General features: G+C 42.3%; 13 protein-coding genes. 6 read left to right on the forward strand and 7 right to left on the reverse strand.

Features of this window, described 5'->3' with window-relative positions; all coding sequences use genetic code 11:
• Nucleotides 1-109: 109 nt before the first annotated feature.
• Nucleotides 110-1468, reverse strand: coding sequence for a GntP family permease (locus FW759_RS07795; protein ID WP_446442644.1), 1359 nt, complete (start codon nt 1466-1468; stop codon nt 110-112).
• Between the two features lie 212 nt (nt 1469-1680).
• On the opposite strand from FW759_RS07795, the gene cobT reads away from it, so the two are divergent.
• The 3 genes from cobT to FW759_RS07810 are packed head-to-tail and all read left to right on the forward strand — an operon-like array spanning nt 1681 to nt 4178.
• Nucleotides 1681-2733, forward strand: coding sequence for a nicotinate-nucleotide--dimethylbenzimidazole phosphoribosyltransferase (gene cobT / locus FW759_RS07800; protein WP_446442645.1), 1053 nt, complete (start codon nt 1681-1683; stop codon nt 2731-2733).
• Nucleotides 2733-3587: an adenosylcobinamide-GDP ribazoletransferase gene (gene cobS, locus FW759_RS07805; RefSeq protein WP_446442646.1), complete on the forward strand. Its 855-nt coding sequence runs from the start codon at nt 2733-2735 to the stop codon at nt 3585-3587. Before cobT ends, cobS begins: the two co-directional genes overlap by 1 nt.
• A 27-nt stretch (nt 3588-3614) precedes the next feature.
• Nucleotides 3615-4178 (forward strand): histidine phosphatase family protein, encoded by a 564-nt coding sequence (locus FW759_RS07810; protein WP_446442647.1) that lies wholly within the window; start codon nt 3615-3617, stop codon nt 4176-4178.
• A gap of 96 nt (nt 4179-4274) precedes the next feature.
• Here the strand turns inward: FW759_RS07810 and FW759_RS07815 are convergent, their stop codons facing one another.
• The 6 genes from FW759_RS07815 to ppsA form a co-directional block, all read right to left on the reverse strand.
• Nucleotides 4275-4499 (reverse strand): hypothetical protein, encoded by a 225-nt coding sequence (locus FW759_RS07815; protein ID WP_062844271.1) that lies wholly within the window; start codon nt 4497-4499, stop codon nt 4275-4277.
• 330 nt (nt 4500-4829) lie between these two features.
• Nucleotides 4830-5336 carry a 50S ribosomal protein L9 gene (gene rplI, locus FW759_RS07820; RefSeq protein WP_062844272.1) on the reverse strand — a complete coding sequence of 169 codons (507 nt, stop codon included), beginning with the start codon at nt 5334-5336 and terminating at the stop codon, nt 4830-4832.
• 20 nt (nt 5337-5356) lie between these two features.
• Nucleotides 5357-5587 (reverse strand): 30S ribosomal protein S18, encoded by a 231-nt coding sequence (gene rpsR / locus FW759_RS07825; protein WP_010198808.1) that lies wholly within the window; start codon nt 5585-5587, stop codon nt 5357-5359.
• Between the two features lie 16 nt (nt 5588-5603).
• A complete protein-coding gene (rpsF, locus tag FW759_RS07830) occupies nt 5604-6008 on the reverse strand; it encodes a 30S ribosomal protein S6 (RefSeq protein WP_062844273.1) in 405 nt (134 codons plus the stop codon).
• Between the two features lie 291 nt (nt 6009-6299).
• Nucleotides 6300-7289 carry an RDD family protein gene (locus FW759_RS07835; protein WP_446442648.1) on the reverse strand — a complete coding sequence of 330 codons (990 nt, stop codon included), beginning with the start codon at nt 7287-7289 and terminating at the stop codon, nt 6300-6302.
• A gap of 139 nt (nt 7290-7428) precedes the next feature.
• Entirely contained in the window at nt 7429-9813 is a 2385-nt protein-coding gene (gene ppsA, locus FW759_RS07840; protein ID WP_446442649.1) for a phosphoenolpyruvate synthase, read from the reverse strand.
• Nucleotides 9814-10247: 434 nt separating this feature from the next.
• Here ppsA and ppsR point away from each other — a divergent pair, with 434 nt between their 5' ends.
• From ppsR to sthA, 3 genes are all read left to right on the forward strand, one after another.
• Nucleotides 10248-11144, forward strand: coding sequence for a posphoenolpyruvate synthetase regulatory kinase/phosphorylase PpsR (ppsR, locus tag FW759_RS07845; protein WP_062844276.1), 897 nt, complete (start codon nt 10248-10250; stop codon nt 11142-11144).
• A gap of 84 nt (nt 11145-11228) precedes the next feature.
• Nucleotides 11229-11633 carry a hypothetical protein gene (locus FW759_RS07850; RefSeq protein WP_062844277.1) on the forward strand — a complete coding sequence of 135 codons (405 nt, stop codon included), beginning with the start codon at nt 11229-11231 and terminating at the stop codon, nt 11631-11633.
• 112 nt (nt 11634-11745) lie between these two features.
• Nucleotides 11746-13395 (forward strand): Si-specific NAD(P)(+) transhydrogenase, encoded by a 1650-nt coding sequence (gene sthA / locus FW759_RS07855; protein ID WP_446442756.1) that lies wholly within the window; start codon nt 11746-11748, stop codon nt 13393-13395.
• The last annotated feature ends 6 nt before the right edge of the window (nt 13396-13401 follow it).

Consider the following 13401-nt stretch of genomic DNA (forward strand, 5'->3'; position numbering starts at 1 on the left):
GAAAATCCTTTGAGTATTTCAGTAAAGGCATTTAGGCAAGATTGGCCAAATACAATCATCGACCAATTACCTTTTGGTGCATTTGTCATTGCAAGTCGAATCTAATATGTTAAATAAATACCAAGGTTAATAGCCAGATAAATACGATACTGGTGACACCCTGAATACCAGTGGCCATCGAATGCGCTTTGTAAGCCTGAGCCACACTCATACGGCTAAACTGACTGACAATCCAGAAGAAACTGTCATTAGCATGTGAAACGGTCATTGCGCCTGCACCAATAGCCATCACACAGAATACACGACCAAGCTCACTATCAAGACCAATTTGATCCAGTAAAGGCGCAACCATTGCAGAGGTGGTAACCAAAGCAACCGTGGTTGAGCCTTGTGCTGTTTTTAGCGCAGCAGAAACGATAAACGGCATAAAGACGCCTAAACCCAATGCGGATAACGTTGTACCCAAATAGTCACCGATAGGCGTCACTTTTAGCATGGCACCAAACGCACCACCAGCACCCGTGATTAATAGAATAGGTGCCGCCACTACCAAGCCTTGAGAGATGCTGTCACTAATCTGCTGCGTTTTTTGGTCAGTATTGATAAGTAAAAATGACAAAAATAAACCAATGAGTAGGGCAGTTAAAGGATTGCCAATAAATATGAGAATATCTGTCAACATGCCACTACCAAAAGGGGTGCTTGGAAGATTGGCAACAGACGACAAGCAGATGAGTAAAATAGGGACAATAATAGGTAAAAATGCCATCGTTGCTGAAGGCAGCTGACTATAGTCATCGCGCGTTTTCATGCCATCAGGCATTACCGCTGCAGGCGCGTCTGCGGCATCTATGTTGTCAGGCGTGGCATTAAGAAAACGGTTCGACCACCACCAGCCTGCCAATACGGCAACTGCTGTCACAACCACACCAACCATAATAACCAAGCCTAGATTTGACTCCAGTCCTAAGTTTCCTGCGGCAGCAATCGGACCAGGTGTTGGTGGTACAAAGGTGTGGGTTGCATATAGACCTGTTGCCAATGCAATACTCATCGCCACGCTCGATACCTTTAAGCGCTCGGCCAAAGACTCTTTTAAAGAGTTCAAAATAATGTAGCCTGAGTCACAAAAGACAGGGACTGATACCACAGCACCAACGATAGACATGGTTAAAGTAGGGAAGCGTGGCCCCAATACTTTGATCACAAACTCTGCCATCACAATGGCAGCGCCGGTTTTTTCAAGAATTAAACCGATAATAGTACCGAATACAATGACCAGACCAATGTAACCTAAGATACCACCAAAGCCATCGGAGATCGTCTTAGCGACAGTGTTAAGCGGTACTTGGTAAAAAAGTGCGACCAAAAAAGCTGATAATATTAACACTAAAAAAGGATGCCACTTTAATTTTGCTGTGGCAAAAATAATAAAAAGAATGGTCAGCACCAGCCAAAATACGATCATTACAGCCTCTATATAGTTGATATCTTTGTGAATTATCCATGCAGCTGTCACTGAGCTGGGCATCAATAGCGATATGTGTTTTTAAAGGGGCATATTCTATCTTAAATACGCGCTCCTAGGAAATCTATTCAACGCAGATATGACGTTGTTAATGGTAAAAATTTCGTATTCTGCTAATATTGGTTTTTTATTTTATATGTCACAACATCAGGATGCTTGCTTTGACCACATTCACCGCGCCTACGATAGCCAGTATAGAAAACAAGGTACTTCGACAGCAACTCCAGCAGATTATAGATCTGAAAACTAAGCCACTTGGTGCACTAGGACGATTAGAGACATTGGCATTGCAATTGGGTATGATTCAAGGCACCACCAAGCCGCAGATTGAGCAACCACAAATTCGAGTATTTGCAGCCGACCATGGTTTAACCAAGCACGGTACATCCGCTTATCCGAGTGCTGTGACTGCACAAATGGTATATAACTTTTTGCAAGGTGGGGCCGCGATTAATGTATTGGCACGTCAACATAATATCGAGTTAAAGGTAGTTGATGCGGGCGTGGATACAGATTTTGAGCCACATCCACAATTGCTGAATCATAAAATCCGTCATGGTAGTCGTGATGCGCTCGTAGAGCCTGCCATGACAGAAGAGGAGTGCTTGGCAGCGTTAGAACGCGGTATGACAGTGGTTAGAGAGTTACCCGGTAACTTACTGATTGTAGGAGAGATGGGTATTGGTAATACCTCAGCCGCCAGTTTGTTATTAGCAAGGTTAGGTAATGTACCAATTGCTGATTGTATTGGTCGTGGCACGGGGCTGAATGATAAAGGATTACAGCATAAGACAGAGATTTTAAAGCAAGTGTTAACACGACATAAAGACGCAAAAGAGCCTTTATCCGCACTTGCTGCCTTAGGTGGTTTGGAAGTTGCTATGATGGCAGGCGCGTTGATTCAAGCAGCTAGCGAGCGTCGTATTCTCCTAATCGATGGTTTTATTGCCAGTAGCGCTCTACTGGTAGCTGAGCACTTAGCGCCTGGTGTCATACAATATGCTATATTCGCCCATCATTCAGTTGAGCCAGGTCATATACATTTGTTAAAGTTATTGAATGCGCAACCATTACTTGATATGGGTATGCGCTTAGGAGAAGGAAGCGGTGCTGCGCTTGCCTATCCGCTACTACAATCAGCTTGTGCCATTATTAATGAGATGGCGAGTTTTAGTGAAGCAGGTATTAGTGAGCAAAACAGCTGATGCTATCACCATTAAAACATCCAAAGCCGTCTTCATCTAGACCTACTGTCATACAATTTATAAGTTATGAATACCGACTATTGCTAGTTGCTATACAGTTTTTGACGCGATTGCCAGTACCGCCATTTGCTTATTACAATCCGCAATGGTTGCATCAGAGCAGTCGTCATTTTCCGGCTGTAGGATTACTGGTTGGATTGCTTTGTGCAGGTGTGTTTTGGCTCGGCAGCATTTTATTTACACCGCTGGTGGCTGCGGTAATAAGCACAGTATTTGGTATTAGACTTACTGGTGGTTTTCATGAAGACGGTTTGGCTGACAGTTGTGATGGTTTGGGCGGCGGTCTGACACGCGAGCGCACACTAACCATTATGAAAGACTCGCGCTTAGGGACTTACGGTGTTCTGGGCTTGGTGTCAGCACTGCTGCTAAAAGTTACCTTATTGGCATCTATGCCACTGTCAGTTGCCATTATTGCCCTCATTATCGGTCATACGGCTTCGCGCTTGCTATGCATCAGCTTACTCGCTTTATTGCCCTATGGTGGTGAGATTGAGCATGCCAAAGCCAAACCGATGGCACAACAATTAACACCATTACAAGGAATGCTCAGTAGTGGTTGGTTGATATTAGCTGGCGTATTAGTCACTATCATCTTTCCTAATACGATGCATCAAATTGGTCTTGGTCAATGGCTGCTGACATTATTATTGGCTTTGATTGCAACAGATTATATGCGACGATTGCTGTATAGGCGACTAGAAGGCTATACAGGTGATGGATTAGGCGCGACGCAACAGGTGAGCGAAGTGGCAATCTATATAGGGCTGGCAGCATCTATGCCATTTATCTAATACTCAAACTCATTAAAATAACCGTTTATGATTCTCTATATTTGGCGTCACCCTAAACCCATCGAGGCAAAAGGTTTGTGCATTGGGCAGACAGACATAGCGGTAGATGTGCGTAAAATAAAACGTCTTGCGAACAAAATTGAGCGTTTTGTTCGTTTGCATCAATTGCCCAAAGTCATTTTAGTAAGTCCATTAAGGCGCTCTCTAGCTGTGGGACAGATATTGGAGGAGCGTGGTTTCCAGTATTACATTGTACCGGAGCTTGCTGAGATTGATTTTGGTATCTGGGAAGGTCGCTCTTGGGAGCAGATTGCTAAGCAAGACATTGATAACTGGTGCAATGATTTTGCACATTTTTCTCCTACTGACGGTGAAAGCTTGTATCAACTATTTGTACGGATCGAGCGTTGGCTGAATACCATGACTATTGAGAAAGGTATTAGCGGTGCTAGCGTACCGATAATGGCTGTCGGGCATGCAGGCTGGATTAACGCAGCAAAAATGATTGCTGAAGGAAAGAGTGTGCCAACTACAGCCAATGAGTGGCTACGTCCTGTAGATTATCTAGAGCATAGCCAACTGGATTTTTGACCAAAAAAATAGCCAATTATCATGACCATTCATTTCAAAAATAAGACGTACTAATATTTATTGTAGAGCGCGCTACTACCAATAGTCAGCTAAGAGCTAAGCGATTTTGTCGAACCAAGCTTTACTGTTTTTGGCGGTAATAGAATCAAAGCTCACATAGATACCTTGATCATCCAGAGTAGCGTACCAATGATCTTCATTATTGCCAGTTAATAGCTGGAAGTATTTATTATTCACAATTCTACCGACTGTGTAAATCTCACCTTCTGAGTAAAAATCATTACCCCGTATACATAATAATTTATCATCAGTGTTTATCATATTAGTACACCTTGTCAGTAATTAAGAGGCACGTAGAATATCAACTTACTAAGTAACCTTGTAGATGACTTTATATACATAATCTTATTATTAAGTATAAGTTTTTTAACAGATTTATTGCAAGTAATTGCTAGGGTGCGTTAGAAAAGAAAATAATGAGATAGTAGCAAACTTGCGTAGAGTATACAGTGCCGCATACAGTCAAAACTGTCGTTGCTCAATATATTTATTTCATTAACGTAGTGGCACTCTGCCAAAATACAGATATAAAAAAACCAGTGACTTAACGCCACTGGTTTTCGTGTAAACTGAACTTAGATATTCAAAAGATTACTCTTCAGAATAGTCTTCGCTCTCGTCTGCAGCTTCTTCTTGCTCTTCGTCATTACCATCTTCAGATAGGATAGTAACTAAGATGCTAGCAGTAACGTCGTGATGTAGCTGAATATCAACATTATATTCGCCAACTTGACGTAAAGTGCCTTCAGGAAGCTTGATTTCAGCACGGTCTACTTCTAGACCTGAGTTAGTCAATGCTTCAGCGATATCGCGAGTACCGATAGAGCCAAATAGCTTGCCTTCATCACCTGATTTAGCACGCATGATAACATTAACGTCAGTTAACGCATCAGCACGTTCTTGAGCAACCGCTACTTCTTTTGCTTCTTCAGCTTCAAGTTCAGCACGACGTGCTTCGAACTTTTCAATGTTAGCTTTAGTAGCAGGTAGTGCTTTGCCCTGAGGGATAAGAAAGTTACGTCCGTAACCTGGTTTTACATCGACAGTCTCACCGAGTTTACCAAGGTTGACGATACGCTGTAACAAAATAATTTGCATGAGTCATTCCTAGTTAACGGTTAACCTTGATGGTTATCAGTGTATGGAAGTAGCGAAAGATAGCGAGCTTGCTTGATAGCAGTGGCCAACTGACGCTGATATTTAGTAGATGTACCGGTAATGCGGCTTGGTACGATTTTACCATTATCACTGATGTACTGTTTTAGCAATTCAACATCTTTATAGTCGATGTGAGTGATGCCTTCAGCAGTGAAACGGCAGAATTTGCGACGGCGATAGAAACGTGCCATGAGTATTCTCCTTTAATTAGTCTTCACTGTTGTCGTTGTCGTCATGATCGTTTTCACGATTGTCTGGACGACGAGTAGTTGCTTTGCGTGCGCGTTTTTCATCGGCATTCTTGGCTAACTGCGACTCTTCAGTGACAGCTTCGTCACGGCGCATAACTAGACTACGAATGATCGCGTCGTTATAACGGAATAATTCTTCAAGTTCAGCCAAAGTTTCACCGTCAGTTTCAATGTTGAAAAGAACGTAATGAGCTTTGTGAATCTTGTTGATTGGGTAAGCCAGTTGACGACGGCCCCAATCTTCTAAACGATGGATAACACCATTGTTGTCTTGAACTAACTTGATGTAACGCTCAACCATGCCAACCACTTGGTCGCTTTGGTCTGGGTGTACAAGTAACACCAGTTCGTAATGTCGCATTATGACTCCTTACGGATTAGTAGCTATTAACCCTATGTTAATAGCAAGGAGATTTATAAAGTAAGCCTGACTCTTAGCCAATACGGTAAGGAATAAGCTTAGTTTATAAAGCGCCGTATTATAACAGTACTTCAGCATTAACACAAAGGTTAATCGCTTAGCACTAAGAATAAGATATAAAAATGACTCTTTTTCCATCAACAAAAAAGCAACGGTAAGACGTTGCTTTTTTATCTAACTAATAAAATCGGTAGTTGAGCTTGAACCAAAAACCACTGACTCAAAAATTGACTATTTGATCTTAGGTTCTTTTACCAATTGACTACTATCTGCTTTTACCACTAATGTTTTGGCAAGTTTGTCGTGCCAACCAATGTTTTCAGGGCTTTTCGCTGCCATATAATAGTGGATAGCAACAATGACAAAACCTAAGAAGCTGGTGAATGAAAACAACAGATTATATATGATAAACAAAAACAGCGTACGCATACCAACCAGTTTGGTAAATGATGGCAAACGATGCGTGGTCTGATCTACCACACGAATACCCGTTAGCAATTTACCAAGTGACTGACCACGTAGTGTGATAAAGATCAATTGTAAGGCAAATAATCCAAAAACCATGACTTGCGACATCATCAATGTGCTGCTGGGAAGACTTTCCATCAACGTCATTGAATATTGATAAGCAACATCCATGTTTTGAATATTTTGGAATTTACTATAATCCACATCCATCTTAGTCAAAGCCAAGACAAGTGGAATAATAGCCAATATATACAGCAGACCATTAATGGCCGTCGCTAATATACGCGACATAATAGGCGCAAGCACAAGGTCACCGACGACTTTGTCTTTGCTAGATTTGTTAAGGGCAGACTTATTCAAAGACACATTATGATGCGGTGTTTGATGACGGTTGGCTGTCATGTCCATCTTTGCATTTTTGCTTGAGTCTTTTGAACGTTCAGGCTTGCCATATAATCTGTCTAACGATACGGACTTATCACCTTGAGCATTATTGGCATTGTTTTCAGGAAAGATGGTGACGTTATTGACAATAGAATCGTTAACATCTGAAGTAGGGACATTATTGGTTCTATAAACAGTTTGATTGTTGGTTAGGTTACCAACACGTTGCCATTGATCTAAGCCTTCATGCCATATCAAGTCATCCAGTAATACTTCACCAGATGCCAACATGATATTGAGCTGCTCCAACGTGTATGGGCCAGCTTGTACGTTATTTCGAGCAAGGAAAATCTGCATAATTGCCTGCATAGTTAGTCATATCTAAGTCATTATATTAGGGTCTATCTGAAAAAATCAAATAGACCCTAGATGCTATATCTTTAATGACTGTGTGAATTACCGTAGTAATTTAACATAGTAACTTAATGTTGTGACTTAACGTGATGGCTTATTTTGCTTCTTCACCCGCTAAGAAGAACCAAGTATCAAGTACTGAGTCTGGGTTCAATGACACAGAGCTAATACCTTGCTCCATGAGCCAGAATGCTAGATCTGGATGGTCTGATGGGCCCTGACCACAGATACCAACGTATTTGTTTTGCTTACGACAGGCGTCGATTGCCATAGTTAACAATTTCTTAACAGCAGGGTCACGCTCATCAAATAGATGTGAGACGATACCTGAGTCACGATCGAGACCTAATGTTAGCTGAGTCAAATCGTTAGAGCCGATTGAGAAACCGTCGAAATATTCTAGGAATTCTTCTGCCAGTAGCGCGTTGGTTGGTAGTTCACACATCATGATGACGCGTAGACCATTCTCACCACGTTTTAGACCGTTTTTCTCAAGCAGTTCAATGACTTGTGCCGCTTCGCCCGTGGTACGAACGAATGGAATCATAATCTCAACATTGGTCAAGCCCATCTCGTCACGTACACGCTTTAGCGCTTTACACTCAAGCTCAAAGCAATCACGGAAGTTGTCAGACACATAGCGACTAGCACCGCGGAAACCAAGCATTGGGTTCTCTTCTGATGGCTCGTATAACTTACCACCAAGCAGGTTAGCATATTCGTTTGATTTAAAATCTGACATACGAACGATCACTGGCTGATCCATGAAAGCAACGGCTAGGGTTGAAATACCTTCAACCAATTTATCAACATAGAAGTCAACAGGTGAGGCATAACCTGCAATACGCTCTTGGATTGCTTGTGAGATTTCACGTGGCAAGCTGTTCATGTTTAGCAGTGCTTTTGGATGCACACCAATCATACGGTTGATGATGAATTCAAGACGCGCAAGACCAATACCTTCGTTTGGCATTTGGGTGAATGAGAAGGCGCGATCTGGGTTACCGACGTTCATCATTACTTTGAATGCAAGCTCTGGCATAGACTCGACAGAGTTGGTCTGGACTTCAAAATCAATTTGGCTTTCATAAATGAATCCTGTGTCACCTTCGGCACAAGAAGCAGTCACTTCTTGACCATCGACTAATAATTCAGTGGCATTACCACAACCAACGATGGCTGGTACACCAAGCTCGCGTGCAATAATAGCAGCGTGACACGTACGACCACCACGGTTGGTGATGATGGCAGAAGCACGCTTCATGACCGGCTCCCAATCAGGATCAGTCATATCTGATACCAATACATCGCCTTCTTCTACTTTGTCCATCTCGTTTAGGTTGGTCACGATACGGACTTTACCTGAACCAATACGTTGACCGATTGAACGACCTTCACACAATATTTTGGCATTACTCGTATCAATGATGTAACGTTCCATAACGTTGCTGTCTTGACGACTCTTAACAGTTTCAGGACGCGCCTGAACGATAAAGATCTCGTTAGTGTCACCGTCTTTTGCCCACTCGATATCCATCGCTTGACCATAATGCTTTTCGATGGTCATGGCTTGCTTGGCAAGTGAGGTTAGCTCTTCTGTAGATAATGAGAACTGCATACGATCTTGTTTTTCAACATCAACGGTTTTGACTGATTTTGCCGTACTGCCTTCATCACCGTAGATCATTTTCTTGTGCTTGCTACCAAGGTTACGGCGAATAACCGCAGGCTTACCATTTTCTAGCAAGCGTTTTGAGATGTAGAATTCGTCTGGGTTTACCGCACCCTGTACAACCATTTCGCCAAGACCATAGCTTGATGTGATAAACACCACTTGATCAAAGCCACTTTCTGTATCTAGCGTGAACATAACGCCAGCTGCGCCAGTCTCTGAACGTACCATACGCTGTACGGCAGCAGATAAAGCAACGCCCTCGTGCTCAAAACCTTTGTGTACACGGTAAGAGATAGCACGGTCATTATAAAGAGAAGCGAATACTTCTTTAATAGCAATAAGGATATTATCGATGCCGCGAATGTTTAGGAAAGTTTCTTGCTGACCAGCAAATGACGCATCTGGCAAATCTTCAGCAGTGGCAGAAGAGCGTACCGCAACCGCGATGTCTTCGCCGCCACTCATGGTTTCAAATGCTAGGCGAACTTCTTGCTCAAGATCTTTTGGCAGCTCTTGCTCAATAATCCACGTACGGATTTTTTTACCAGTAGCAGCAAGTTTGTTGACATCATTGACGTCTAATGTTTTTAGCTCATCATTGATTTTGTCCAGCAAGCCTGTTTCTGTCAAAAAACGATTAAACGCATTTGAAGTTGTGGCAAAACCGCCTGGAACACTGACACCCAAATCAGAAAGATGGCTGATCATCTCGCCAAGTGAGGCATTCTTACCACCGACCACTTCAATGTCGTCTTTTCCTAGCTGATCAAGATTGATTACAAGTGCTGTAGATTGAGCTGCCATGATAACTCCAGAAAATAAGGTTATTTAGTAAAGATTATAATGGTGGATTATACCGCTATATTCTGAGAATTTCGAGGGGGTAAATTAAAAAACTTGGTAAAAAAATACAAATTGTCAGGTTTACTACATAATTTCCGATGTTGCTCCGAGCTTTTGCTAATAATCGGGCTAAAAACTTTTAGAAAAAAATGAGGTAGTATCTGCCTTCAAAGACTGGAAGTGATGTTGGTTTCTAAGTGAACGCCTGTAACATTGATTTCTATTAGTTCTTTAATATGCGTATAATGGAGAGCATAAATAGTAGAGGCTTATCATTATATAGGTGTTCAATATCAAGTACCGAATTACGTGCTATATCAGAGCAGTCGAAGACAGATGAGAATCAAGCGCTACATGAAGGTTACTATTGTGTTATCAATCGAGGTGCCAACGTTATGTACTCAAGCAATCCCGCTGAACAAGTGAAACCCACTATTCAAAATCGAAATGCGCTAAATTTAGACAGCTCACAAGCCGTTAGAACGGCATTTTTTATCTCAGATGGTACAGCGATTACTGCTGAGACGCTGGGACGTGCTATTTTGAGTCAATTTGCCTCGGTACCTTTTGAGACGCGAGTATTGCCTTACGTAGATAGCTTAGAGCGCGCTGATGATGCGGTTGAACAAATCAATATGGCCTATCAACGAGATGGTTTGTTACCATTAGTGTTTGATACGATTGTAAATCCTGAGATACGTGAAAAAATCAACGCCGCCGAAAGCTGTAATCTGGACATGTATGAAGGGCTAATTGGACGCGTTGCTGAAGAAACAGGGGTAGAGCCAGATGGACATTCAGGTCATGCCCATGACGATGTGGACTCTGAGACTTATAAAGAACGCATTGATGCGGTTCACTTTGCCTTAGACAATGACGATGGCGCACGTACTCGTCATTATAATGCCGCTGATATTATTCTGATTGGGGTATCACGTTCAGGCAAAACACCAACGTCACTATACCTAGCTTTACAGTTTGGTATTCGCGCTGCTAACTATCCTTTGACTGAGGATGACCTGTATGACAATCAATTACCAAAAGCCTTACGTGATCACAAAGACAAGCTATTTGGCCTATTAATCGATACTGACCGTTTAGTAAAAATCCGCCAAGAACGTCGTGCGGGTAGTCGTTATTCTAGCTATCAACAATGCCAGCAAGAACAACGTGCGATACAAGGCATCTATATTACTCATGGTATCCCAAGCTTAGATGTGTCTGAGATGTCTGTGGAAGAGATTGCCACCCGTATTTTGCAGATGACTGGTCTTAAACGCCGCATTGGCTGATGCCATAGGTATTATAAAAATAAGCGCTAAAAAATTATTAGTATACGCCATTCACTATAATGTCATTATCATACAGAGAATATTATGATCTCATCCTATAAATCGAGTAAAACGCCTTTATTATTGACCAGTTTACTGAGTGTGGCGACCTTGCTAAGTGCCTGTCAAACATCACCATTCTCACGTGAGCCAGTTCCTGAGCCGCGTTATATCCCAACCATAGTCTTGGGCGAAGCACAAACGCTAACCATTATGCCAAACCGAGTTGCCTGCGCCTCAGCCTTACCCATGCAATGCTTACTCGCCAAATCAAATAAAGATGGCAGCGTGTTTCAAATTCCTTATGACTGGGTTGATGACTTCAAACCAACCCTTGGCACAGAGTATGTGATCAGTGCCCGCCCACAGATTGATCAAGCCAAACAAAGCCCGACGGGGTATTGGACATTGCAAAATATAGTGTCACAACGTATGGTGACCATGCCTTAGCACTTGAGCTTGATGCAGTATTTGAGCTTGGTACGATGAACTTGACTCAACCAAGTATTGATTTACTCATGGTCTAACCACCACATAAATAAGTAAATATGAAGAGGACATGATGGTAAGTAAAAAAGCAAACGACGCGACCAATGAAGTCGGCGAAGATACTCAGACTGAAGTCTCAAACAAAGAAAGCAACCTTACTCCTGATTCTGAACATACAGAAGGTAAAGATAAAAAACAAAAGATTGAGCAGACCCACGAGCAGGTGACGGATGATATCATGCACCATCCGCATCTTGTGAACCCACTCGATGACACGCGTATTGATATCAAATCTGGTTTTGCCAAAGATTTGAATCGCATAAAAGGCGATGATCATGAGTATGAATACGATGTGGTCATTTTAGGAGCAGGGCCAGCTGGTGAAGCGGCTGCTATGAAGCTGACAAAATCAGGCAAAAAAGTGGTGGTTGTAGACCCGCGTGACCAAGTGGGTGGCAACTCTACTCATGTGGGCACGATTCCAAGTAAAGCCTTACGTCAATCGGTATTCAACTTAATTAACTTTCGCCGTGACCCTATGTTTACTAAGGCGATGGAGTACAAGCAGGTACCTTTAAATAGCGTACTGGCTAATGCTCGTCAAGTCATACGTCGTCAGGTAAATACGCACACACGGTTTTATGAGCGTAACCGCATTGAAGTGATTCAAGGTTGGGCAAGTTTTGTTGACACCCATACGTTGCGCATCGAAATTGATGACAATATGTTTGAGACCATTACCTTTAATAAAGCCATCGTGACTGTTGGTAGCCGTCCATATCGTCCAGACATTCTAGATTTTAATCATCCACGGGTTTTTGACTCTGATAAAATTTTACAAATGGATTATATCGTCAAAAAAATCATTATCTATGGCGCAGGTGTTATTGGCTGTGAGTACGCCTCTATCTTTACCGGTCTTGGCTATAAAGTTGATTTGATTAATAACCAAGATCAATTACTCAGCTATTTGGATAGCGAAATTAGTGATGCTATCGCACACGATTTTAGACAGTTCGGCGTGCTTATTCGTAGTAATGAAGAAATTGACCATTTAGAAACGCACGATGACTGTGTGATTTTACACTTAAAAAGTGGTAAAAAAATCAAATCTGATGCCATTCTATGGTCAAACGGACGTTCGGGTAATACAGAGGGTCTGAATTTGGAAGCCATTGGCCTCAAAGCCAACAGTCGCGGCCAATTAAAAGTTGACGATACCTATTGTACCGAAGTCAAAAACATCTATGCAGCTGGTGATGTCATCGGTTGGCCATCGCTGGCTTCTGCGGCTTATGACCAAGGCCGCTGTGCGGCAGCCTTTATGGTTGGTGATAGTGATGCTGAACCAGTATCTAGTGTCCCAACAGGGATTTATACGATTCCTGAAGTCTCATGTATTGGTAAAACAGAACAAGAGCTGACGGATGAAAAAGTGCCTTATGAAGTAGGACAGGCCTTCTTTAAGCACTTAGCACGCGCACAAATCATCGGGGAGCGTAGTGGGGTACTCAAGATATTGTTCCACCGTGAGACGTTAGAGATTCTTGGTATTCATTGCTATGGCAACCATGCTTCAGAGATTATCCATATCGGTCAAGCTGTTATGAAGTGTAAGAGCAATAACACGCTTGAGTACTTTGTAAATACTACCTTTAACTATCCAACGATGGCAGAAGCCTATCGCGTTGCAGCATTGAATGGTTTGAATCGAATCTTTTAATGTGTC

It is taken from the genome of Psychrobacter sp. 1176_08, from assembly GCF_052850615.1.